Annotated in this window: 21 protein-coding genes; 8 read left to right on the forward strand and 13 right to left on the reverse strand. The window is 70.5% G+C overall.

Going from position 1 to position 22,385, the window contains the following annotated elements:
* Positions 1-4: 4 nt before the first annotated feature.
* The 6 genes from ACTWPW_RS09355 to ACTWPW_RS09380 form a co-directional block, all read right to left on the reverse strand.
* Positions 5-763 carry an SDR family NAD(P)-dependent oxidoreductase gene (locus tag ACTWPW_RS09355; RefSeq protein ID WP_375115917.1) on the reverse strand — a complete coding sequence of 253 codons (759 nt, stop codon included), beginning with the start codon at positions 761-763 and terminating at the stop codon, positions 5-7.
* Positions 764-868: 105 nt separating this feature from the next.
* Complete coding sequence (locus ACTWPW_RS09360; protein ID WP_375115916.1) at positions 869-3,145, reverse strand: tetratricopeptide repeat protein; 2,277 nt, start codon at positions 3,143-3,145, stop codon at positions 869-871.
* A gap of 19 nt (positions 3,146-3,164) precedes the next feature.
* Positions 3,165-3,920: an SCO6745 family protein gene (locus ACTWPW_RS09365; protein ID WP_375115915.1), complete on the reverse strand. Its 756-nt coding sequence runs from the start codon at positions 3,918-3,920 to the stop codon at positions 3,165-3,167.
* 48 nt (positions 3,921-3,968) lie between these two features.
* The gene (dapF, locus tag ACTWPW_RS09370; RefSeq protein WP_443168456.1) at positions 3,969-4,781 is read right to left on the reverse strand and encodes a diaminopimelate epimerase; all 813 of its coding nucleotides are present in this window, start codon (positions 4,779-4,781) and stop codon (positions 3,969-3,971) included.
* 9 nt (positions 4,782-4,790) lie between these two features.
* Positions 4,791-5,696, reverse strand: a complete 906-nt coding sequence (gene miaA, locus ACTWPW_RS09375; RefSeq protein ID WP_443168457.1) for a tRNA (adenosine(37)-N6)-dimethylallyltransferase MiaA — start codon at positions 5,694-5,696, stop codon at positions 4,791-4,793.
* A gap of 12 nt (positions 5,697-5,708) precedes the next feature.
* The gene (locus tag ACTWPW_RS09380; protein ID WP_375115912.1) at positions 5,709-6,218 is read right to left on the reverse strand and encodes a methylated-DNA--[protein]-cysteine S-methyltransferase; all 510 of its coding nucleotides are present in this window, start codon (positions 6,216-6,218) and stop codon (positions 5,709-5,711) included.
* Between the two features lies 1 nt (position 6,219).
* On the opposite strand from ACTWPW_RS09380, the gene ACTWPW_RS09385 reads away from it, so the two are divergent.
* A complete protein-coding gene (locus tag ACTWPW_RS09385) occupies positions 6,220-7,137 on the forward strand; it encodes a ribonuclease Z (protein WP_375115911.1) in 918 nt (305 codons plus the stop codon).
* On the opposite strand, the gene ACTWPW_RS09390 is transcribed toward ACTWPW_RS09385, so the two are convergent.
* From ACTWPW_RS09390 to ACTWPW_RS09400, 3 genes are all read right to left on the reverse strand, one after another.
* Positions 7,110-7,763, reverse strand: coding sequence for a hypothetical protein (locus ACTWPW_RS09390; RefSeq protein ID WP_443168458.1), 654 nt, complete (start codon positions 7,761-7,763; stop codon positions 7,110-7,112). The genes ACTWPW_RS09385 and ACTWPW_RS09390 overlap by 28 nt on opposite strands.
* Before the next feature lie 32 nt (positions 7,764-7,795).
* A complete protein-coding gene (locus ACTWPW_RS09395; protein ID WP_375115909.1) occupies positions 7,796-8,548 on the reverse strand; it encodes an isocitrate lyase/PEP mutase family protein in 753 nt (250 codons plus the stop codon).
* A 77-nt stretch (positions 8,549-8,625) separates the two neighbouring features.
* Positions 8,626-9,189 (reverse strand): hypothetical protein, encoded by a 564-nt coding sequence (locus ACTWPW_RS09400; RefSeq protein ID WP_375115908.1) that lies wholly within the window; start codon positions 9,187-9,189, stop codon positions 8,626-8,628.
* Positions 9,190-9,592: 403 nt separating this feature from the next.
* On the opposite strand from ACTWPW_RS09400, the gene ACTWPW_RS09405 reads away from it, so the two are divergent.
* Positions 9,593-10,018: a hypothetical protein gene (locus ACTWPW_RS09405; RefSeq protein WP_375115907.1), complete on the forward strand. Its 426-nt coding sequence runs from the start codon at positions 9,593-9,595 to the stop codon at positions 10,016-10,018.
* 58 nt (positions 10,019-10,076) lie between these two features.
* Here the strand turns inward: ACTWPW_RS09405 and miaB are convergent, their stop codons facing one another.
* Entirely contained in the window at positions 10,077-11,573 is a 1,497-nt protein-coding gene (miaB, locus tag ACTWPW_RS09410) for a tRNA (N6-isopentenyl adenosine(37)-C2)-methylthiotransferase MiaB (protein WP_375115906.1), read from the reverse strand.
* A 138-nt stretch (positions 11,574-11,711) separates the two neighbouring features.
* Between miaB and ACTWPW_RS09415 the strand changes: the two genes are divergently transcribed.
* From ACTWPW_RS09415 to ACTWPW_RS09430, 4 genes are all read left to right on the forward strand, one after another.
* A complete protein-coding gene (locus tag ACTWPW_RS09415; protein WP_375115905.1) occupies positions 11,712-12,467 on the forward strand; it encodes an amino acid ABC transporter ATP-binding protein in 756 nt (251 codons plus the stop codon).
* A 31-nt stretch (positions 12,468-12,498) separates the two neighbouring features.
* Positions 12,499-13,338 carry a glutamate ABC transporter substrate-binding protein gene (locus ACTWPW_RS09420; RefSeq protein WP_375115904.1) on the forward strand — a complete coding sequence of 280 codons (840 nt, stop codon included), beginning with the start codon at positions 12,499-12,501 and terminating at the stop codon, positions 13,336-13,338.
* A gap of 73 nt (positions 13,339-13,411) precedes the next feature.
* Entirely contained in the window at positions 13,412-14,101 is a 690-nt protein-coding gene (locus tag ACTWPW_RS09425; RefSeq protein WP_375115903.1) for an amino acid ABC transporter permease, read from the forward strand.
* Entirely contained in the window at positions 14,098-15,003 is a 906-nt protein-coding gene (locus tag ACTWPW_RS09430; RefSeq protein ID WP_443168459.1) for an amino acid ABC transporter permease, read from the forward strand. Before ACTWPW_RS09425 ends, ACTWPW_RS09430 begins: the two co-directional genes overlap by 4 nt.
* 80 nt (positions 15,004-15,083) lie before the next feature.
* On the opposite strand, the gene ACTWPW_RS09435 is transcribed toward ACTWPW_RS09430, so the two are convergent.
* A complete protein-coding gene (locus ACTWPW_RS09435) occupies positions 15,084-15,518 on the reverse strand; it encodes a hypothetical protein (RefSeq protein ID WP_443168460.1) in 435 nt (144 codons plus the stop codon).
* Positions 15,519-15,845: 327 nt separating this feature from the next.
* On the opposite strand from ACTWPW_RS09435, the gene ACTWPW_RS09440 reads away from it, so the two are divergent.
* Both ACTWPW_RS09440 and ACTWPW_RS09445 read left to right on the forward strand, forming a co-directional pair.
* Positions 15,846-16,694 (forward strand): glutamate ABC transporter substrate-binding protein, encoded by an 849-nt coding sequence (locus ACTWPW_RS09440; RefSeq protein WP_375115900.1) that lies wholly within the window; start codon positions 15,846-15,848, stop codon positions 16,692-16,694.
* A gap of 225 nt (positions 16,695-16,919) precedes the next feature.
* Complete coding sequence (locus ACTWPW_RS09445; RefSeq protein WP_443168461.1) at positions 16,920-18,755, forward strand: prolyl oligopeptidase family serine peptidase; 1,836 nt, start codon at positions 16,920-16,922, stop codon at positions 18,753-18,755.
* Positions 18,756-18,800: 45 nt separating this feature from the next.
* On the opposite strand, the gene rny is transcribed toward ACTWPW_RS09445, so the two are convergent.
* Positions 18,801-20,417, reverse strand: a complete 1,617-nt coding sequence (gene rny / locus ACTWPW_RS09450) for a ribonuclease Y (RefSeq protein ID WP_375115898.1) — start codon at positions 20,415-20,417, stop codon at positions 18,801-18,803.
* A gap of 851 nt (positions 20,418-21,268) precedes the next feature.
* Positions 21,269-21,751 carry a regulatory protein RecX gene (locus ACTWPW_RS09455; RefSeq protein ID WP_443168462.1) on the reverse strand — a complete coding sequence of 161 codons (483 nt, stop codon included), beginning with the start codon at positions 21,749-21,751 and terminating at the stop codon, positions 21,269-21,271.
* Positions 21,752-22,385 lie beyond the last annotated feature (634 nt).

A 22,385-nucleotide genomic window follows, 5' to 3' on the forward strand; every position in this document is an offset into this window, starting at 1 on the left:
GGGCTCAGGTGAGCAGGATCCCGCCGTCCACCGGGAGCGTCACCCCGGTGACGTACGAGGACGCGTCGCTCGCCAGGAACACCGCGGCGGCCACCAGCTCGGCCGGGTCACCGGCGCGCTTCATGACCACCCGCGACTCCACGACCTGCTGGAGGTAGCCGGTTTTGTACTGCTCGGTCATCTCCGAGGCGAAGAACCCGGGCTCCAGGCAGTTGACCCTGATCCCCCGCCGCCCGGTCCACTGCTGGGCCAGGTCGCGGGTCAGCCCGGCGACGGCCGCCTTGGACGCGGTGTAGGCGGCCTGCGGCAGCCCGGCGGTGGTCTCGGCGAGCACGCTGCCGATGTTCACGATGGACGAGCCGGGCCGCATCACCCGCGCGCACGCCTGGGCCATCCAGTAGGTGCCGTGCAGGTTGATGTCGATGACCTGCCGGAACTCCTCGGGCGTCTCGCGCAGCGCGGGCACGGCCGTGCCGACTCCCGCGTTGTTGATCAGCACGTCGACCCCGCCCATGGTCTCGACGGCCGCGGCCACCAGGGCGTCGCAGTCCTCGGGTCGCGCCACGTCGGCGGGCACGGCCAGGCACCGGCGGCCGGTCTCCTCGACCAGCCGCCGCGTCTCCTCCAGCCGCTCCTTGCGCCGGGCGCCGATCACCACGTCGGCGCCCGCCTCGGCCAGGCCCCGCGCGAAGGCCACGCCCAGCCCCGCGGAGGCCCCGGTGACGATGGCCACCTTCCCGTCGAGCCGGAACCGCTCCAGCACGTCAAACCTCCCGGTCGAGACCGAAGCCCGGCACCACGCCAGACCCCGTCACAGGGACCGGAGCCCGGCACCACGTCGCCGGGGCCGGAGCCCGGCGGCGACTCGTTACAGGCCGTATTCCTTGACGATCCGCTCGTGCCGCTCGACCTCGACGTCGATCTCGCGGGCCAGGTCGAGCCAGGCCAGCGGGTGCACCCACCGCTCGGTGGCGTCGTCGAGCAGCGCGTCGACCTCGGAGGGCGCCACGTTGGGCGGCACCGCGACCCAGCCGAACACGCCCGGCAGCGGCTCGCCGCTGGTCGGGTGGGTGACCTGGTAGTTCTCGTCGCTGTAGACCCACATCGGCCAGCCGCGCTCGGCCATGACCTCGGTGAACTCCGCCCAGTCCTCCTCGCTCGGCGCGGCGCCGTCGAAGAAGTAGCTGGTGTAGCCGCCCGGCCGCAGGATGCGCACCGCGGCGAAGGGCGGCACGAAGTTCTGCTGCTCCTGCGGGTCGTCGGGGACCGGCTCCAGCAGCTGCGGGTCGAACACGACCAGGTCGCCGGCGTTGTAGTCCATCCCGCGCGGCTGCGGCAGGGCCAGCCTGGCGGTGGCGGGGCCGGTGCGGATCGACAGGACCTGGCGCTGGCCGCCGTCGGGCGCGGGCAGGATGAGCCTGATGAGGCCCATCTCCTCCTCGATCGGGCCCTCCTTGGACTTGATCGGCATGCCGATCTTGGCCGCGCCCTTGCGCACGGTCTCCCAGTCCTCGGCCGAGGTCGCCATGACGATCATGCGCCAGACGTCCTCCTCGACCAGGTCGTCGATCACCTCGAGGAGCACCTCGGCGGCCCGGGCGTTGTGGTCGAGCTGCTGGGCGGCGCCGGACAGCAGGCGGCGGGCGTCGAGCCCGGCCCCGGCCGCGACGGCGTGCTCGGCGGCGTCGAGCGTCTCCTGCCAGCGCTCGCGGGCGCTGTGCAGCCTGGCCAGCGTGAGGTATTGGGCGGCGTGCGGCAGCATCGCGGCCATCTGCTCCAGCCGCTCGTCCTGGCGGGCCTCGACGAGGAGCGTGGTCAGGTAGGCCACGTCGTCGGGGTCGGCGGTGGCGATGTCGCCGGAGTCGACCAGCAGCTTCCAGTAGATGTCGGCGCCGGTGGCCGGGTAGCCGAGGAAGCCCATCGTGGTGGTGTGGCGGCGGGTGGCTTCGAGGTCCTGGCCGGACAGCGGGGCCAGCCAGCCGACCCACTTCTCCGGGTCGGCGTTGAAGCCGTCGGCGGCGTCGAAGAGGCCCACCCGCTCCTCCGGGGCGCCGGGCGCCTCGGGCTCGGCGGTGGTCTCGGCGGCGGCGCGCAGCGCGGCGATGCGCTCGCTCAGGTCGCCGGTCTCGCGCAGCTCGGCGGCGCCGGACTCGGCCACGTCGGCCAGCAGCCGGGCCTGCCACACGCCCTGCCTGGCGATCGCCAGGTCGCCCGCGACCAGCGCGAGCTCGACGCGGGCGCGGTAGCCGCCCATCATGCCGAAGTAGTCCATCCACTGGCGCAGGACGCGGCCGAGCTGCCAGGTGTTGGTGATCTGGGAGGAGCCGGCCAGCTTGTTGACGGCCTGCGCCCACTCGACCCACACCCGCGGGTGCTCGCCCACCACGTCGAGGTCGGGCAGCGCGTCCACGGCCTCGGCGGTGCGGCCGAGCGTGGCCAGGATGAGGGCCCGCCGGACGCCGTCGCGGTGCTCCTTGGCCACCGGGTCGTCGGCCTGGAACCCGGCCGCGGCCTGCAGCGCGTTGAGCGCGTCGTCGGTGCGGCCGACGGCCAGCAGCGCGCGGGCGCTCTCGGCGCCGAGCTCCCAGCTCGCCTCGCGGCCGGCCACCCGCAGCCGCTCGACGGCGGACTCGGCGTAGGTCACCGCCTCGCCCGGCTTGCCGGCGTCGATGAGGGCGGCGACGTATTGGGTGACGAGCCCGGTGAAGGCCGGCTTCTCCGGGGTGGTGGCCTCGATGTAGGCGCCGAGCGTCTCCAGGCGCTCGGCGGCGTGGCCGGGCCCGTCGGCGTTGGCCCACACGACGGCCAGCGCCTCGACGGCGGCCGGGGTGGCGGGGCACTCGCGCACGTCTTCGCGCTGGGCGAACGCCAGAAGTTGCTGCGCGTCGTCGATGGCGACCGCGCCCTGGGCGCGGTCGCCGATGCGGCCCATCAGGTGCCAGTAGCGGGCGTAGAACTCGAGCCACGGCAGCTCCAGGGTCTCCGCCTGCTGCGCGATGGCCGGGGCCATGACGTCGAGCTGGGGATAACGGCCCTCATAGGCCTGTGCAGGGAGGTCTCCCAGCGCCATGGCGAGGCCAACGTTGCCCGCCTCGGAAAGCTGCTGCTGGGTTTCGCCGACCCAGGCCCAGATGTCCACGTCCATGGGCAGTCAGTCTGCCAGGTCAATGACCGTGCCCAAAACGCAGAAGCTCGATCAGCTCGTCCGATTCACTGTCGGTCAGGACCGAAAACACGTCGGCCATGAGGTCGTCCGTGGTCTGCTCGACGGCCGCGCGCCGGGCCACGACGTCCGGGCCGGGCTTGTCGTACGGCTCGGGCCAGGTGAAGAACTTGGCGATCATCTCGCCGGTCGTCTGCCCGAACGGGGTCGCGTCGTGGTCCGTCGCCAGCGTCGCCTCCAGCGGCCGCAGCCCGGCCGCGAGCACGGCGTTGGCGTGCAGGCCGCCGCGCAGCTCGCGTACGACGTGCATGAGCTGCACGGCCCTGGCGGGCGGGTCGGCGGCCAGCGGCACCGCCCGCCACCCCGCGAACAGCGGCGCCCCGACCGACGAGGCCCGATCGACGACCGGCTGCAGCAGCTCGGCGATCCGGGCACAGCCGTCGTAGCCGCCCAGCTTGCGCCGCCCCCACGCCTGGCACACCTCGGCGTAGAGCTCGACGGCCCGGTCGACCGGGAGCTTGCGGCCGCCGTTCCAGCTCTCCTCGACGTGTGCGGGAGGGAAGAAGACGACGACCGAGTTGACCACGTCGGCGTCGCACTCGCCGAGGACGCCGCAGCGGCCTCTGAAGTAGAACTCGCGGGCGCCGAGCCCGTGCTCCTCGCAGACGGCCTTGGCCTCTCTGGAGATCATGAATCCGCCGCCGAACTGGCCGATAGGCGCCTTGACCTGTGCAGCGGTGGTGCGTGGGTCCGCCATGTCCACCTCTCAGTTCGTGAAGTGAACCCAGCATCCCCTATTAGAACTTCATTCTGCAAGCATCAGTTCGCCGCTGGCGATGATGACCGCGGGGCCGGACAGGTAGCTCGTGTCCTCGTCGAGGATGACGGTCAGCGTGCCGCCCAGCACCTCGACCGTCCACGTGCCGGTGGTGTCGCCCGACAGCTGCGCGGCGGCGACTGCGGTGGCCACCGCGCCGGTGCCGCAGGCGCGGGTCTCGCCGGAGCCGCGCTCGTAGACGCGCATGACGGCCCGGCTGACGCCGACCGGGTTGAACAGCTCGACGTTCACCCCCGCCGGGAAGACCCTGGTGTCGAAGCCCGGCTGGTGGTGGAGGTCGAGCTGGAGGACGGGGTCACCGATGGCGCAGGCCAGGTGGGGGTTGCCCATGTCGACGTGGATCCCGCGGTATTCGTGGCCGCCCACGCTGGCCACGCTCTGGCCGCGGATGACGGGCTTGCCCATGTCCACCGTGATGTCGCCGTTCGGCTCGGCGCGGACCTTGCGCAGGCCGCCCCTGGTCGCCACCCCGAACTCCGTGGCGTGCACGAGACCGGCGTCCATCAGGTAGCGGGCGAACACGCGCACGCCGTTGCCGCACATCTCGGCCATGCTGCCGTCGGAGTTGCGGTAGTCCATGAACCACTCGGCGGCGGACGCCTGGTCGGCCACCTCGTGGCTCTGCTTCGTACGGACCACCCGGAGCACGCCGTCGGCACCGATGCCGGCTCTCCTGTCGCAGATCTTGGCGACGAGCGAGGCCGTGACGTCGACCTCGCCCTCCGGATCAGGCAGGATGACGAAGTCGTTCTCGGTGCCGTGCCCCTTGAGAAAGCGCATTGTAGGAGTTTATGCGTACGGGTGTGCGGCAATCAGCGCCAGGGATCGGTCAAGCAGCTCCGGATCGTCGTACGGCAACCAGCACACCCGCGGATCCCGGCGGAACCACGACTCCTGGCGGCGGGCGAAGCGCCTGGTCAGCCTGACGGTCTCGGCCTTGGCCTGCTCCTCGCTCCACTCGCCCGACAGGAAACGGATGATCTGGGCGTACCCGAGGGCGCGGCCGGCCGTACGCCCCTCGGCCAGCCCCTGCCCGAGCAGCGCGCGCACCTCCTCCACCAGGCCCGCCTCCCACATGCGCTCGACCCTGACCTCGATCCGCTCGTCCAGCACCGGCCTGGGCACCTCGACGCCGATCTGGACGCTCGGGTAGACGGCGTCGTAGGACGGCATCGTCGCCGAGAAGGGGCGCCCCGAGAGCTCGATCACCTCCAGGGCGCGCACGATGCGGCGGCCGTTGCTCGGCAGGATGGCCGCCGCGGCGGCGGGATCGCTGCCGCGCAGCCGCTCGTGGAGAGGGGCCGGGCCGCGCTCGGCCAGCTCGGCCTCCAGCCGGGCCCTGATCTCCGGCTCCGTTCCGGGGAACTCCAGCTCGTCGATGGCCGCCCGCACGTAGAGGCCGCTGCCGCCGACCAGCACGGGCACCTCGACGGCGTCGATGACGGCCCTGGCCAGCTTCTGGTATTCGGCCACGCTGGCCGTGACCGTGACGTCCCAGATGTCCAGCAGGTGGTGGGGGACCCCGCGCCGCTCGGCGGGGGTCAGCTTGGCCGTGCCGATGTCCATGCCGCGGTAGAGCTGCATGGAGTCGGCGTTGACGCACTCACCCCCCAGCCGGAGGGCGAGGTCCACGGCGAGATCGGACTTTCCTGCCGCGGTGGGGCCCACGACGGCGATGACTGGCTGCTGGCGCACACGACCAGTTTGCTAGAGATCGAGCAGAGTCGGTTGCAGGTATCCCTCGTGGGTCAGCAGCCAGCGCTTGGTCTCCACGCCCGCACCGCCGCTGAACCCGCCCAGCCCGTTGCCCGCGATGACGCGGTGGCAGGGCACGACGATCGGGATCGGGTTGGAGCCCATGATCGAGCCGATGCCGCGGGCGGGCACGCCGGAGCCGCTGAGCGTGGCCAGCTCGCCGTAGGTGACCGCCTTGCCGTACGGCACTCCGTGCAGGGCCCGCAGCACCCGCAGCCGGGAGCCGGACATGAGCCGCCAGTCGATCGGCGTCTCGAACCTCTTCAGCTCCCCGGCGAAATAAGCGTTCAGCTCGGCGACCGCGAAGGCCGTACGATCCGCATCATGAACCTCACCCAGGTCGAGCCCGCCGGCCAGCCGGGCGCGGGACCCCCAGCCCGACGCGACGAGCCCGATCTCGGTGACAGCCAGCACGAACGTGCCCACCGGCGTGGGCACCTCGGCGAAAGAGACCGTGGTCATCGTGTCCTCACGTGAGCTCGTGGTGCTGGGCACCTCCAGCGCGGTTCCTACCCGACACCGTAACCACAACGGCTACCTCCTGCGCTGGGACGGTCAAGGCTTCCTCTTCGACCCCGGCGAGGGCACGCAGCGGCAGATGGTGCACGCCGGGCTGAGCGCGCACGACGTCCACTGGCTGTGCGTGACGCACTTCCACGGCGACCACTGCCTGGGGGTGCCGGGGGTCGTGCAGCGCATCGCCCGCGACAGGGTCCGCCATCCGGTGCGCGCGGTCTTCCCGGGCTCCGGCGAGATGTACTGGCGCCGGCTCCGCCACGCCGCCGCGTTCGCCGACACGTCGGTCATCTCCGAGCACCCCGTCTCCGGCGACCTGGCCGGTGTCGGCCCGCTCATCGCGCGCCGCCTGTCCCACCCCGTCGAGTCGTACGGCTACCGCGTCCAGGAGCCGCACGGCCGCCGCATGCTTCCCGAGAGGCTGGCCGCCCGCGGCATCCGCGGCCCGGAGGTCGGCGAGCTCCAGCGCACCGGCTCCGTGCGCGGCGTCACCCTCGACGAGTGCAGCGTGCCGAAACCGGGGCAGAGCATGGCGTTCGTGATGGACACCCGGCTCTGCGACACCGTCTTCGAGCTGGCCTCCGGGGCAGACCTGCTGGTGATCGAGGCCACGTTCCTGTCGGGTGAGAGCGCGCTGGCCAAGGAGTACGGGCATCTGACGGCGTTCGAGGCGGGGCTGGTGGCGGCGGACGCGGGGGTGCGCCGGCTGGTGCTCACGCACTTCTCCGAGCGGTACGGGTTCGACGACGAGCCGGCCTTCATCCAGGAGGTGCGCCGCAGCTTCGAGGGCGAGGTGGTGCTGGCCCGCGACCTGATGCGGATCCCGGTGCCGAAGCGTCAGGCCGCCCACAACCCGGCGAAATAGCCCACCCCGTACGGGGCGGTGGCCATCAGCAGGCGGCCGCCGAAGGCCCGGGTGCCGGCCGCGCCCGCCAGCACCTGCAGCGCCGCCCGCCCGCTCACCCACAGCCTGTCGGCCTGCCCAGGGTCGAGGGCCGCGAGGGCGCTCGCGTCGCCGGCGGCGATGGCCTTGGCGATCCCGTCGTTGTACGGCCCGGCCGTCTCGTCGTACCTGCCCGGGGCCCGCGGGCTGAGGCAGGCCGAGCCGTCGGCCATGACCAGCAGCGCCACCCGTTCCCCGGCCTCCGCCAGCTGCTCCCCCAGCTCGCGGCACTCCCCGGCGGTGGCGTCGAAGGCCACGGACCGGAAGCCGTCCGGGGCGGGCTCGCCCATGAGCAGGCGGGCGACGGTCAGCGACAGCGGGAGGACGGGCTCGCCGGTGCCCGCGGCGAGGTCCGGGCCCCAGGGGCGCAGGGTGCCCGCCGCGCCGCCGGCGTACGCACCGGTGGTGTCCGCGCCGCCCACCACGATCAGCGCGTCGGGACGTGCCTCGCGCAGCGCGGCGATCGCGGTCCGGCAGGCGGAGCGCAGGTCGGGCATCTCCAGCAGGACCAGCGGGGTTGGCGGGCAGACGGCCGCGGCGACAAGCACGAGCGCAAGCGTACGGGGCGACGCCGCCCAGGTCAGTACGGGGTGCGGCCTTCCCGGACCTTCGCGAACAGGCCCTCGGCGTAGGCGTGGGCCGCCTGGTGCAGCCCTCCCCCGAAGCTGATCCTGGCCACCCCGAGCTCGGCCAGCCTGCCCAGGTCAGGGGCGCCCGGCCGGAACAGGATGTTGACCGGCCCGCCCAGCTCGCCGGTCAGGGCCCGGATCTCGTCCTCGTCCGCCAGCAGGATGGGGTACACGCAGTCGGCTCCCGCCTCCAGGTAGCGCCGCCCGCGTTCCAGGGCCTCCTCGCGGGTGGCCCGGCCGTGCAGGTAGACGTCGACCCTGGCGTTGATCACCAGCGCGTCCCCCGCGGCGGCCCGCACCTCGGCCAGGAAGTCCGCCTGCTCCCCGGGGTCCACCAGCTCGCCCCGGCCGGGCACGGAGTCCTCCAGGTTGCAGCCCACGGCCCCGGTCGCGGCCAGGCGCTCGACCAGCTCGGCGGGCTTGAGCCCGTAGCCGCGCTCGACGTCGGCGGTGACGGGCACGTCGACGGCCCTGACCACGCGGGCGACGGCCGCCATCATCTCGCCGACCGGCGTGCCCTCGCCGTCGGGGTACCCCAGCACGCGGGCGACGGCGGCGCTGCCGGTGGCGACGGCCGGGAACCCGGCCTCCTGCACGGCACGGGCGGAGGCGGCGTCCCAGACGTTGGGCAGGATCAGCGGGGCGCCCGGGACGTGCAACGCCCGCAGCTCGGAGGCCCCGCCGGAAAGTCTGTCGGTCATCATGCCCCGACCCTACGGAACGGAGTGGCTCCCGCCGAAGGTCCAGTACGACCCATTAGCGGCAAGCCACTTCCCGGGGTTCAGCAGCCGCTCTTCGAGCACTGGCCGCTGACCTCGCCCGCCGGCCCGTCCGCCGGGGTGTCGACGGGGGCGTCGCCCGCGGACTGCGGCGACTTGGTGGGCGACGTCGTCGCCGGCTTCTTGCCGGTGCCGGTCTTCGTGGTGCCGTCGGAGGAGTCGCTGCCCGTCGAACCCTGGTCGACCGGCTCGCTGACGCCGTTGCCGGGGTCGGCCACGTCGCCCATGCTGCCGTCGTCGTCGGCGTCGGTGGGCAGGCCGTCCTCAGGGGAGTCGGTGGTGACGTCGCCCATGGTGGCGTCGTCGCCGCCGAGGTCCTCGCCCGCGACGCTCTGCGAGGGGGCGGGGCGGCCGCCGCTCTGCTGGGCGGCCTGGCCGGAGTCCGACGCCAGCAGGTAGCCGGTGCCGCCCGCCGCGAGCACGGCGACCAGCGCCGAGGCGGCGATGAGGATGGTCTTCTGGTTGCTCTTCGCCCTTTTTCTCGGAGGTCTGTTTCTCGAAGCCGGGCGGATGTCTCCGGGGCCGGTAAGGATCTCCTGGCGATCCGCCTCGATCGGATCATGCATGGTGGTGCAGCTCCCTGCGGTCGTATCGGGGAAAGCTCGCCGGCTTCCGCGGGTGATGGACCACACTAGCCGCAACAGCTGAATGCTCGCACACCAATCACAAAGGAATCACGACTTGTCCCCCCTTAGATCCATTTGCCCAGGTAGCCGCGCCCGCCTGGCACCCGTGGCCGGAGCCGTCGGGGTACTCGTCACCGCGACGCTGGGAATATTCCTGGCATTCACCAACAGCCACGAACCATCACCGCAAAGACCACCCGAATTTGATCAGGAAACTCCGCTTTCCTCAAGATCACCGCTACTCTGGGCGTCGAACGCGCCACAAAGTGCGACCGCGGTTCTGCTCTCTTCGACGCCTTCCGATGGATCGCTCCAATTCGCGTCGCCCCAGCCTGCCGACGTCATGCTCGGCCCGCTGTCACCGCCCTGGATCGAGCCCGTCCCGCCGTGGCACGCGCCGATCTCCGCCGTCCCGCCCGTCGTCGCCGTCCCGCCGATCTCCGCCCTCCCGTCCGTGACCGGGGTCCCGCCGGTGACCGTCCTCCCGTCGGTGAGCGCGGGCCCGCCGGTGTCGCCGTTCCCGGCCGTCGAGGTGCCCCGCCGGGACCGGCGGCCGGACAGGCCCCTGGCGCCGCCCCAGGATCGGCCGGCCCGTCCGCGGCCGCAGGGCTCGCCGGCCCCGCAGGCACCCCCCGAGGCGCCCGCCCCGGAACGGCCCGCCGATCCGCCGCCGTCGTCGCGGGGGCGGGGGATGCCCGACCCGTGCGCCACGTTCCACGACTTCCGCCGGCAGCCCTGCTACGACATCCTGGGCGGCCTCACCCGGTGACCTCGTACGGACGGAAAAAGGGCGGCGCCGGTGGCACCGCCCTTCTCCGCTGACTCGCTCAGTGCGCCGAGCACGCCCCCGTGGCCGCGGGCGCGGGCGCGGGGCGCCCGATGGTCGGCATGCCCAGCAGCACGCCGGTGCCGGCGTTCGCGGCCCCGCCCTGGCGGGACTCCCAGGCGTCACCGGCCCGCGTGCGCCGGACCCCCAGCACGGCGCCGTCCGCCACCAGGTGGTGCGGTGCCGCGTAGGTCACCTCGACCGTCACCATGTCACCGGGCCGCGGCGCCTCGGACCCCACGGCGAAGTGCACCAGCCGGTTGTCGGCCGCACGCCCGGACAGCCGGTGCGTCGCCTCGTCCTTGCGCCCCTCGCCCTCGGCCACCAGGACCTCGAGCGTCCGGCCCACCTGCTTCTTGTTCTCCTCCCAGGAGATCTCCTCCTGCAGGGCGACCAGCCGCTCGTAGCGCTCCTGCACGACCTCCTTGGGCACCTGGTCCTCCATGGTGGCCGCGGGGGTGCCGGGGCGGATGGAGTATTGGAAGGTGAAGGCGTTGGCGAAGCGGCTCTGCCGGACGACCTCCAGCGTGCCCTGGAAGTCCTCCTCGGTCTCGCCGGGGAAGCCGACGATGATGTCGGTCGAGATGGCGGCGTCCGGCATGGCGGCGCGCACCCGCTCGATGATGCCCAGATAGCGCTCCGCCCGGTAGGAGCGCCGCATCGCCCGCAGCACCCGGTCCGAGCCCGACTGCAGCGGCATGTGCAGCTGGTGCATGACGTTGGGCGTCTCGGCCATGGCGGCGATCACGTCGTCGGTGAAGGCGGCCGGGTGCGGCGAGGTGAAGCGCACCCGCTCCAGCCCCTCGATGGTGCCGCAGGAGCGCAGCAGCTTGCCGAAGGCGAGCCGGTCGCCGAACTCCACGCCGTAGGTGTTGACGTTCTGCCCCAGCAGCGTGACCTCCAGCACGCCCTGGTCCACCAGCGTCCGGACCTCGGCGAGGACGTCGCCGGGGCGGCGGTCCTTCTCCTTGCCGCGCAGCGACGGCACGATGCAGAACGTGCACGTGTTGTTGCAGCCGACGGAGATGGCGACCCAGGCGGCGTAGGCGGACTCGCGCTTGGTGGGCAGCGTCGAGGGGAAGACCTCGAGCGACTCCTTCAGCTCGACCTGCGCCTCGCCCTCGATGCGGGCCCGCTCCAGCAGCACCGGCAGCGAGCCGATGTTGTGGGTGCCGAACACCACGTCGACCCAGGGCGCCTTGCGGACGATCTCGCCCTGGTCCTTCTGCGCCAGGCAGCCCCCGACGGCGATCTGCATGCGAGGGTTGCTCACCTTGGCCGGCCTGAGATGGCCGAGGTTGCCGTAGAGGCGGTTGTCGGCGTTCTCCCGCACGGCGCACGTGTTGAACACCACCACGTCGGCCGTCTCACCGTCGTGAGCGGCCACGTAGCCGGCGTCCTCCAGCAGGCCTGACAGCCGCTCGGAGTCATGGACGTTCATCTGGCACCCGTATGTGCGCACTTCGTACGTGCGGGCGCCCTCCTGGGTCACAGTCATGGCACGTTCAAGAGTAGTCGTTGTCCGGCTTGCGGCGGCCCGTACCGATCTAAAAGGCCAGCTTGACGGCATGATGTGATCGGATCGGTACCGCTCGGTTAGTGACCAGCGCTCTAATGCCCTCTACCGTTTTACTCCATGACGGAGAACGGCGACGTCACTCCACTGGTCCAGTTGGAGAACGTCAACAAGCACTTCGGGGCGCTACATGTCCTGAAGAACATCAACTTGACCGTCTCTCGTGGCGAGGTTCTGGTCGTCATCGGTCCCTCGGGCGGCGGCAAGTCCACGTTGTGCCGCACGATCAACCGACTGGAGACGATCAACGACGGGAAGATCATATTTGACGGGCAAGAGCTGCCGGACGAGGGTAAGGCGCTGGCCAGGCTCCGCTCTGACGTCGGCATGGTGTTCCAGTCATTCAATCTGTTCGCGCACAAGACGATCCTCGAAAATGTCACGCTGGGGCCCATCAAGGTTCGCGGCAAGGCACGTGAGGCCGCCGAGAAGCGGGCGATGGAGCTGCTGGAGCGCGTCGGCATCGCGGCGCAGGCGCAGAAATACCCCGCACAGCTCTCCGGCGGCCAGCAGCAGCGCGTGGCGATCGCCCGGGCGCTGGCCATGGACCCGAAGATGATCCTTTTCGACGAGCCGACGTCTGCGCTGGACCCCGAGATGGTGCAAGAAGTCCTGGACGTCATGATCGGGCTGGCCCGGGACGGCATGACGATGATGGTCGTCACACACGAGATGGGCTTCGCCCGCAGAGCCGCGAACAGGGTCGTGTTCATGGCCGACGGCCAGATCGTGGAGGAGAACAATCCTGAGGCGTTCTTCGGCTCACCGCAGACCGACAGGGCCAAGGATTTCCTTTCTAAGATCCTGACACATTGAGAGAGTCGAGGTAACGATGCAGATCCGTCGCATGGGCGCAGCCCTCGTCGCGGCCGGCGCCATGGTCGCCGGCCTTACCGCCTGCGGCGGCGGCGAGGCGACCACCGTTTTGCAGAAGGCCAAGGACGAGAAGAAACTCGTCGTCGGCGTCAAGTACGACCAGCCCGGTCTTGGCCTGAAGAAGCCCGACGGCACGGTCGAGGGCTTCGACGTGGACGTCGCCAAATACATCGCCGGCAAGATGGGCGTGCCCGAGAGCGGGATCGAGTTCAAGGAGGCCCGCTCCGCCAACCGGGAGAGCTTCCTGAAGCAGGGTCAGGTCGACCTGGTCATCGCGACCTACTCGATCACCGACGCCCGCAAGCCGCAGGTCACCTTCGCCGGCCCCTACTACCTGGCGCACCAGGACTCGCTGATCCGGGCCGACGACAGCTCGATCACGAGCCTCGAGACGCTGAAGGGCAAGAAGGTCTGCCAGGTCAGCGGCTCCAACTCGTGGAAGAACATCACCGAGGGCACCAACAAGATGAGCCTCAAGGTCGAGGCGTCCCTGGTGCCGGCGGGTGGCTATGACGAGTGCATCGCCAAGCTCAAGAGCAACGCCGTCGACGTGGTGACGACCGACGACACCATCCTGGCCGGCTTCGCCAAGCGCGAGGGCAGCGCCCTGAAGGTGGCCGGCGCGCCGTTCACCGACGAGAAGTACGGCATCGGCATCAAGAAGGGCGACATCGAGACCTGCAACGAGATCAACAAGATCGTCGCAGGGATGTGGACCGACGGCACGGCCGCCAAGCTGCTGGAGAAGCACTTCGCCGGGACGGGCCTGAAGGTGGAGACCGCGGCGCCGCCGGCTGAGGGCTGCGCCTGATCCCCGTTCAGACCCGGTCGCTCGCCGATGAGCGCGTTCTGCTCATCGGCGAGCTCTCCTGACGAGGAACGTCATGGACACTTCTGCCCTGTTTGATTTCTCGCCGTTGGTACAGGAATTCGACAAGATCCTCATCGGGTTCTGGTCGACGATCCGGCTGACGGTCATGAGCGCGATCATCGCGCTCGTTCTCGGCACGATCCTGGTGGCGATGCGGGTCGCGCCAACCCCGGTCCTGCGCTGGGCCGGCACGGCGTACGTCAACGTCGTCCGCAACACGCCCCTGACGCTCGTGCTGATCCTCTGCGCGCTGGGGCTCAGCGACACGATGCAGCTCACGTTCTCCGAGGACCCCACCACCAACTACTTCTGGTGGGCGGTGGCCGGTCTGTCGGCGTACACCGCGACGTTCGTGTGCGAGGCGCTGCGCTCCGGCATCAACACCGTCGCCCTGGGGCAGGCGGAGGCCGCCCGGGCGATCGGGTTCACCTTCATCCAGTCGCTGCGGCTGGTGGTGCTGCCGCAGGCCTTCAGGTCGGTCATCTCGCCGCTGGGCAGCATCCTGATCGCGCTCACCAAGAACACCACGATCGTCATCGTCGCCAGCTATCTCGACGCGGCAGCCCAGATGAAGCAGATGTTCGACGACTACGGCGGCACGATCCCCATCTTCCTGGGCTTCGCCTTCGGGTACATGGTCCTGACCCTGCCCACCGGCTTCCTGTTCGGCTGGCTGGCCAAGCGACTGGCGGTGGCGCGATGAGCACGAGTGTCCTGTTCGACGCCCCCGGGCCGCGGGCGCGGCTGCGCAACAACGCGCTGACGCTGCTGTCCGTCGTCGTCCTGCTCCTCATCGCCTACCTGGTGATCACCACGCTGGGTGAGAAGGGCCAGCTCGAGGCCGCCAAGTGGGAGCCGTTCCTGCGTGGCGACACCTGGACCGGATTCATCATCCCCGGCCTGATCGGCACCCTGCAGGCCGCGGTCGTGTCGGCGGTGCTGGCGCTGGTGTTCGGCGTGGTCTTCGGTCTGGGCCGGCTGTCCGACCACCGGGTGATCCGGGTGGTCTCCGGCGGGGTCGTGGAGTTCTTCCGGGCGATCCCCCTGCTCATCCTGATCTTCTTCGTGCAGGCGGGGCCGGCCACGCTGAGCGGTTACACGGTGAGCGTGCCCGCGTTCTGGGCCGTGGTCATCGGCCTGACCCTGTACAACGGGTCGGTGCTCGCGGAGATCGTCCGGGCCGGCATCCTCTCCGTGCCGAAGGGCCAGTCGGAGGCCGCCTACTCCATCGGGCTGCGCAAGTCCGGGGTGATGCGTATGGTGCTGGTGCCGCAGGCGACGACCGCGATGATGCCGGCGATCGTCAGCCAGATGGTCGTGCTGCTCAAGGACACCGCGCTGGGCTGGATCATCGCGTACGAGGACCTGCTGAACGCCGGGCTGAAGCAGTTCGCGGTCAACTACGGCAACCTCATCCCGAGCGCGATCGTGCTGGCCATGTTCTACGTGCTGATCAACCTGGCACTCGGTTACCTCGCGCACTGGCTCGAGCGCCGCAGCCGGCGCAGCCGCAAGTCGGCCGCGGGTCCGATCGCGCCGCCCACGGCCATCGGCACGGGGCCCGGCGGCGGTCCGGGCAGGGAGGCCGTCTCCACCATGGAATGACGGCTCCCGGAAGGAACGCCACGGCGGTGGTGCGCGAATCGCGCACCACCGCCGTTCGTTCGTCCACGAGATTTCGTGGACTAGTAGCGGAATGAGACGCGGGCGGGCGGCGGCTCTATGGGTGGCCCGATCCCGGACAGGGTGAGCGCCACCCACGACTGGCGCCCTCTGGGATTGTCGACGTAGAACGACATGCTGCAGTAGCGGCTGGTGAGTCGCTGGACGTAGCAGTACTTCGTCTTGACGACGCCGCGGATGTTGACGGTCAGCGAGCCGCCCATGCGCCGCGAGCACTCGTAGAAGCCCTTGACGTGAAGGCGGCTCCCGACGGCCGTGACGCCGATGTAATTACGGCAGGCGTACGACTGCGGGAAACCGGCCGGCCCGCGGTACCAGGCCCCGTAGTGCTGCCATCCCACCGCGGCGGAAGCGCTGTGGGACGGGACGGCCAGGGCCGCCATCGCGAGGATGATCGCGCTGGCCCAGCGGGCCGGTGTCGTGCGTGATGCCCCCATACGAACTCCCTTGTGCTCCGACGAAGCACCGAGCCCCCTTGTTCATCGAACGCTCGCCACGCTACGGCGGCCCATCGGCGACAACAAGAAATCATCGCGCATCGGTAATGCCCGTTGGACATTTGACACTTTTCCACCATGGTGTTATTTATTTCTGGCGATCAATACCCGGATATCCCGTTGTTGCGGTAAAAGCGATTTTTGCGGAAATGCTTCCCGTAAAGCCTCAAGAAGGTGCCACGGCTCGGTTAGAACCGCGCACACGCTCTCTCGCACCGCCTGACCGGCGGCAGACTTTGTTGTAGGGGAAGCATCGGGGGGTGGCGCATGCGTCAGGCGTACGTGGCGATCGCCGGCGCCATGGTGACGGGCCTGGCCGCCTGCGCGGGCGGCGGCTCGTACGCCACCGTCGTCGAAAAGATCAAGGGAACCGGGACTGTCGTCGTCGGCACCAAGTGGGACCAGCCGGGCCTGGGGCTCAGGACGGGCGAGGGCGAGCCCGAGGGCTTCGACACGGACGTCGCCCGGTACGTCGTCAAATACCTCGCCGGCGACACCCCCGTGAAGATCACGTGGCGGGAGTCGCCGTCGTCCACCCGGGAGGCGCTGCTCCAGAACGGCACCGTGGACATGATCTTCGCCTCCTACTCCATCACGGAGGCCCGCAAGCCCAAGGTGACGTTCGGCGGCCCGTACGTGATCGTCCGCCAGGACACGATGGTGCGCGCGGACGACACGAGGATCCGCAAGGTGACCGATCTCCGGGGCAAGCGGATCTGCCTGGCCGAGGGCTCGAACTCGTACCGCCGGATCGTGGACCCGCCCCCGGACGGCCGGCTCGACCTGCCTGCCGAGCTGGTGAACGCCAGCAACTACTCCGACTGCGTACGCAAGCTCGCCGCCGATCAGCTCGACGCGGTGAGCACCGAGAACCTGATCCTGGCCGGGTTCGCCGAGCACGATCCCGGCCGGTACCGGCTGCTCAACGAACCGATCAGCGACGAGAAGTGGGGCGTCGGCATCAAGAAGGGCGACATCGAGACCTGCGAGGCCGTCAACCGGGCGATCGCCCAGATGTGGCACGACGGGACGGCCACGCGACTGCTGCGCAAGTGGTTCGGCCGGACCGACCTGCGACTGCCCTCCACCCAGCCACGTGCCGAGGGCTGCCACTGAACGGCGGGCACCCGCCCTGCGGACTACGGAGACCGGCCACTGCGGAGACCGGCGACCGCGGAGACCGGCGACTGCGGAGACCGACCCGCCAGCTGCCGCGACCGCCCCGGGAATTGTGCGGACTGCCCGGTAAACGTGACGACCAGCCCGTCAACTGTGACGACCGGTCGCGTCAACTGTGAGGACCGGCCCGCACTCCCGGCGATCTTCCGGCAGGATGCGGGTATGCCTTTCTGGCCCTCCCCCATTTCGACCAGAGACGTGGCCGGTTCCGGCGTGCGCCCCGGCTGGCCCACGGCCAGGGACGGCCGGGTGTGGTGGACCGAGGACCGTCCCGACGAGGGCGGGCGCACCACGATCGTCCGCCGCGCCGCCGACGGCACCCACCGTGACCTGCTCCCCGCCCCGTGGTGCGCGCGCACCCGGGTCCACGAGTACGGCGGCAGACCGTACGCCGTGACCCCGGCGGGCGAGGTGGTGTTCGCCAACCTGAAGGACCAGCGCCTGTACGTTCTGGGCGAAAACGGCGAACCGAAACCCATCACGGACGAGGATTGCCGCTACGCGGATCTGCTGGTGCACGACGGCCAGGTCTGGTGCGTACGCGAGCGCCACGCCGAGGACGGCAAGGTCACCAGGGCGATCGTGTCGATCCCGCTGGACGGCGGGGAGGCCCGCGAATGGGCCACCGGGTGCGACTTCTACGCTTCTCCCGCCATTTCCCCAGACGGGCGGCATCTGGCCTACGTCTGCTGGAACCACCCACGCATGCCCTGGGACGGCACAGAACTACGCGTCACCCGCCTGTCCGGCGTCTCCGGCGGCCAGGGTTCGTGGACGGTCAGGGGCGGGCCCGCCGAGTCCGTGCTGGCCCCGGCCTGGAAGGACGACTCCCGGCTCTACCTCGTCTCCGACTCCTCCGGCTGGTGGAACCTCTACGAGGTCGGCCTCCAGGGCGACGACGCACGAGCCCTCCATCCAGCCGAGGAGGAGTTCACGGCACCACCCTGGCGCCTGGGCGGGATGCCGTACGCGCCGCTCCCCGACGGCCGTCTCGCGGTCCTGCACGGGCGCGGTGACCTGCGCCTGGGCGTCCTCGACCCCGGCTCGGGCACGCTCACCAACCTCGACGTCCCCCATACCGGCTGGGACGCGGCGCTGGCCACCGAGGGCACGAGCGTGGTCGGCATCGGGTACGCCGCCACCACCCCCCGCTCCGTCGTCACCGTCGACACGACGACAGGCGAACACACTCCCCTCAAACGCGACGTCTCCACCCTGCCCGACCCGGCCTACCTACCCATCCCCCGCCCCGTACGGGTGCCCGGCCCCCAGGCGGACGTCCACGCGTTCCTCTACCCGCCGCACGCCCCCGCCACCGACGGCACACCCCCCTACGTGATCTTCGTGCACGGAGGTCCGACCGCGCACGCCGACACCGCCCTCGACCTGGAGAAGGCGTTCCTGACCTCACGCGGCATCGGCGTGCTCGACGTCAACTACGGCGGCTCAACCGGCTACGGCCGGGCCTACCGGGACCGGCTCAGGGGCCAGTGGGGCCTGGTGGACGTCGAGGACACGGTCGCCGCCGCCAGGTGGCTGGCCGCGGAGGGCCTCGCCGACCCCGGCCGGATCGCGGTGCGCGGGGGCAGCGCGGGCGGCTGGACCGTGATGGCCGCCTGCTGCCGGTCGGACGTGTTCGCCGGAGGGGTGTCGTACTACGGCGTCAGCGCGCTCGGGCCGCTGGTCGCGCACACTCACGACTTCGAGTCACGCTACGTGGAGGCGCTGGTGGGCCCCGAGGACCCCCAGCTGTACGCGACCCGCGAGCCCCTCGCCCTCGTGGACGGCGTGACGTGTCCCATGTTGCTCCTGCAGGGCCTCGATGATCCGGTGGTGCCACCCGGGCAGTCCGCCGCGTTCGCCGACGCGCTGTCCGAACGCGGCGTGCCGTGCACGTACCTCGCCTTCGAGGGCGAGTCCCACGGCTTCCGCCGCACGGAGACACGAGCCGCCGCCCTGGCCGCCGAACTGGCCTTCTACCAGCAACTCTTCAGCTAGGGAGACCCCAGGCCCCGAACAGGCTCGAACAGGCTCGATCCCGGCTCAGCGGGCGAACTCCGTGGCGCGCGACTCCCGGACCACGGTGATGCGGATCTGCCCCGGGTACGTGAGCTCCTCCTCCACCTGCTTGGCCACGTCCCGGGCGATCACCTGGGCCTGGATGTCGTCGATCGCGTCGGGCTTGACCATGACCCGGATCTCCCGCCCGGCCTGCATGGCGAACACCTTCTCCACGCCCTCGTACGACTGCGCGATCTCCTCCAGCCGCTCCAGCCGCTTGACGTACGCCTCCAGGGACTCCCTCCGGGCTCCGGGACGGCTGCCACTGATCGCGTCGGCGGCCTGGGTGAGGACCGCCTCGACGGTGCGGACCTCGACCTCGTTGTGGTGCGCCTCGATGGCGTGCACCACGTCTTCCTCCTCGCCGTACCTGCGGGCGATCTCCGCCCCGATCAGCGCGTGGCTGCCCTCGACCTCGTGCGTGAGCGCCTTGCCGATGTCGTGGAGCAGGGCGCACCGCTTCATCAGCGTCTGGTTCATCTTCAGCTCGGCGGCCATGATCCCGGCGATGTGCGCGGACTCGATGAGGTGCTTGAGCACGTTCTGCCCGTACGAGGTGCGGTAGCGCAGCTGTCCGAGCAGCAGCGTCAGCTCGGGATGCATGTCGGTGATGCCCAGCTCGACGAGGGCGTCCTCGCCGGCCCGCGCGCACAGGTCCTGCACCTCCTGGCGGCTGCGGTCGTGGGCCTCCTCGATGCGCTGCGGATGGATGCGGCCGTCGAGCACCAGCTTCTCCAGCGTCAGCCGCGCCGTCTCCCGCCTGACCGGGTCGAAGCACGACAGCAGCACCGCCTCCGGCGTGTCGTCGATGATGAGGTTCACCCCGGTCGTGGACTCGAACGCGCGGATGTTGCGCCCTTCGCGCCCGATGATCCGGCCCTTCATCTCGTCGCCGGGCAGGTGCAGCACGCTGACGACCGACTCGGCCGTCTGCTCCGCCGCCACCCGCTGCACGGCCAGCGTCACGATCTTCGTGGCCCGCTTCTCGCCCTCCTTGCGGGCCTCCCCCTCGATCTCCCTGATGATCAGCGCGGCCTCGCGCTTGGCCTGGTTCTCGATCTCCTTGACCAGCTCGTTCTTGGCCTGCTCGCCCGTGAGCCCGGCCACCCGTTCCAGGATGACCCGCCGCTCCTCCTCGACCTGGAGCAGCTCCTCGCGGCGGTCGGCCAGCTCGACCTCGGTCTCGGCCAGCTTCCTGTCCCGCTCCGACTGCCGCCTGGCCTCGTCGTCCAGCCGCTGCTCCCGCTCGGCCAGCCGGGCCTCCCGGCGCTCCAGATCGGCCCGCAGCTCCTTGAGCTCGGTCTTGAGGATGCGGCTCTCCTCTTCGACCTCCCGCCGCATCTGCGTGGCGCTCTCGGCGGCCGCCTCGGACCTGCGCAGGATCTCCTCGGCGTCGGTCTCCGCCTTGTGGCGGATCTCCTGGGCCTCCTCACGAGCCTGTTCGAGCTCCTCGTGCACGGCCTGCACCTGCTCGGGGCTCGGCTTGGCAGCCCGGGGCAGGCCGCCCGAGGTGCGCCGTATGACGACGAGGAGCGCCACGATCATCCCGAACGCGAGCACGAGCACCGCCACCATCAGCACCACGACCAGCGGCCCCATGCGTGCCCCGCCCTCCTCGCGTCGTCAAGAACTCATAACGCGGCCACAGAACAGGAGGGGTCACAGGCGCGCCACGGAGAGCCCGGTCGGCGTCATCTTCGGGATCGAGGTCAAGCCAAGGCTGACCGGGCGTCGACTGCCAAAGCCGACACCTCGCCTGCCTCGATCAACCAAGCTCGTTCGTCCGTCGTTCACCGGTATGGCAATCCGCGCTGCGCGGAGTAACTCCTCACTGCCGTCGAGGTTATGCGTCGAACAGGTCACGAGCAAGCAAACGCGTCATCAAGCGTGTCTTACGGCCTCCCCTCCGGGAGGATAATGCACCGTTTGATCCAAAAAGGCCGACGTCGCCCACATAGCCCACCGCAGACATCAAACGAGCCTCAGGCGCTGGCCACCGCCATGAACCACCCATCCAGGCATACGACCACGAACCCACCTCAACCGGGGAAATCCTGACCACAAGCCCTCCCACCCAGGAGCCACCCCAACCAGGAGACCATCCTGATCAGGACCAACACCGGCCAGGAGCAGCGCTGGCCAGAAGCGGTGCTGGCCAGAAGCGGTGCTGGCCAGAAGCGCAGTGCTTACCTGGAAGAGGTGCTGGCTGGGAACAGTGCCGGTTGGAAGGGGTGCCGCCTGTTGGGAGCGGTGCCGCCGGTTGGGAGCGGATCAAGCCAAGAGGCAGTACTGGCTAGGAACAGCCCCGATCAAGAGGCAGACCTAGCCAAGAGGGCAGTCCTGACCAAGAGGGCAGTGCTGGCCGGGGACACCAACTGGGAGAGGCCAGCTGGAAGAACGGCGCTGCCCGGAAGGCATCCCCAGCCCCAACCCCAGACCCAGCCCTAGCCCTAGCCCTGGGGATAGTCCTCTTCCATCTCGATGCCCTCCTGCTCGAGGGCTTCTCGGATGACACGGAAGGCCAGCCCCGAGGGGTAGCCCTTGCGTGCGAGCATGCCCGCCAACCTCCGGGTACGGGTCTGAGGATCCAGGGACCGGGTGGCGGCGAGCTTGCGCTCCACCAGCCGCCGGGCCGTCTCCGCCTCCTGGTCGGGATCCAGCCGCTCCACGGCCTCCTTGACCGTGTCACCGTCCACACCCCGGTGGCGAAGCTCGGCCGCCAGGGCGCGCTTGGCCAGCCCGCGGCCGTGGTGCCGGGAATCGACCCAGGCCGCCGCGAACGCCTCGTCGTTGATCAGTCCCAGCTCGGAGAACCGGCTGAGCACCGCCTCGGCAGCCTCCTCCGGCACGTCCCGCTTGCGCAGGGCCTCAGCGAGCTGGGCACGCGTCTTGGGCGCCATGGTGAGCAGGCGCAGGCAGATCGCCCGGGCCACCGACTCCGGATCGGCCTGAGCCCCCGAACCGGCCGCACTCTCGGCATCGGGCCCGTCGGACGACCACCCCCGCTTCCGACCACCCTTCCGGCCCCTCCCCCCGAACCGTCCGGAGGATTTGCCACCGCCCTGCCCAGAATCCTCACCAAATTCCCCAGAGCCCGCTCCGAACCCCCCAGGACCGTCACCAAACCGCCCTGAGCCCGCACCGAACTCCCCCGGCCCCGTACTGAACTCCCCCGGGCCTGCCCTGAACTCCCCGGTTCCTTCACCGAACTCCTCGGGACCCGCACCGAATTCCCCCGGCGCTGAACCCGCTCCGAACCCCCCAGAGCCCTCACCGAACCCCCCGGGACCCGTGCCGAACTCCTCGGGACCCGTGCCGAACGGCGAAGAGCCTCGGCCGGAACGCCGGGACTTCCCACCGGAACGCCCGGCCCGGTTGCCGGATCCCCCGGATCGGCGCCCCTTTCCCGGCTGTCCCGTTCCTGCGTCACTCTGCTCGCGCCCGAACCAACTGCTCCCAGCCAGCACCTCGGAGTGCCATTCATCCGCGGCCCGTGCCTTGGGCGAGGTCTCCGTACGACCACTCCGGTCGTCCTGGCCCCCCGCCCCGCTCTCATCGCCCGGCCCC

This window comes from Nonomuraea sp. KM90 (genome assembly GCF_052246675.1).
Classification (GTDB): domain Bacteria; phylum Actinomycetota; class Actinomycetes; order Streptosporangiales; family Streptosporangiaceae; genus Nonomuraea.

Coding starts and splice junctions, on each gene's coding strand:
- ACTWPW_RS09360 (WP_375115916.1), bottom strand. CDS start 3,145: ATGGACGTGGACATCTGGGCCTGGGTCGGCGAAACCCAGCAGCAGCTT.
- ACTWPW_RS09365 (WP_375115915.1), bottom strand. CDS start 3,920: ATGGCGGACCCACGCACCACCGCTGCACAGGTCAAGGCGCCTATCGGC.
- dapF (WP_443168456.1), bottom strand. CDS start 4,781: ATGCGCTTTCTCAAGGGGCACGGCACCGAGAACGACTTCGTCATCCTG.
- ACTWPW_RS09380 (WP_375115912.1), bottom strand. CDS start 6,218: ATGACCACGGTCTCTTTCGCCGAGGTGCCCACGCCGGTGGGCACGTTC.
- ACTWPW_RS09395 (WP_375115909.1), bottom strand. CDS start 8,548: ATGATGACCGACAGACTTTCCGGCGGGGCCTCCGAGCTGCGGGCGTTG.
- ACTWPW_RS09400 (WP_375115908.1), bottom strand. CDS start 9,189: ATGCATGATCCGATCGAGGCGGATCGCCAGGAGATCCTTACCGGCCCC.
- ACTWPW_RS09405 (WP_375115907.1), top strand. CDS start 9,593: ATGCTCGGCCCGCTGTCACCGCCCTGGATCGAGCCCGTCCCGCCGTGG.
- miaB (WP_375115906.1), bottom strand. CDS start 11,573: ATGACTGTGACCCAGGAGGGCGCCCGCACGTACGAAGTGCGCACATAC.
- ACTWPW_RS09415 (WP_375115905.1), top strand. CDS start 11,712: ATGACGGAGAACGGCGACGTCACTCCACTGGTCCAGTTGGAGAACGTC.
- ACTWPW_RS09420 (WP_375115904.1), top strand. CDS start 12,499: ATGGGCGCAGCCCTCGTCGCGGCCGGCGCCATGGTCGCCGGCCTTACC.
- ACTWPW_RS09425 (WP_375115903.1), top strand. CDS start 13,412: ATGGACACTTCTGCCCTGTTTGATTTCTCGCCGTTGGTACAGGAATTC.
- ACTWPW_RS09430 (WP_443168459.1), top strand. CDS start 14,098: ATGAGCACGAGTGTCCTGTTCGACGCCCCCGGGCCGCGGGCGCGGCTG.
- ACTWPW_RS09435 (WP_443168460.1), bottom strand. CDS start 15,518: ATGGGGGCATCACGCACGACACCGGCCCGCTGGGCCAGCGCGATCATC.
- ACTWPW_RS09440 (WP_375115900.1), top strand. CDS start 15,846: ATGCGTCAGGCGTACGTGGCGATCGCCGGCGCCATGGTGACGGGCCTG.
- ACTWPW_RS09445 (WP_443168461.1), top strand. CDS start 16,920: ATGCCTTTCTGGCCCTCCCCCATTTCGACCAGAGACGTGGCCGGTTCC.
- rny (WP_375115898.1), bottom strand. CDS start 20,417: ATGGGGCCGCTGGTCGTGGTGCTGATGGTGGCGGTGCTCGTGCTCGCG.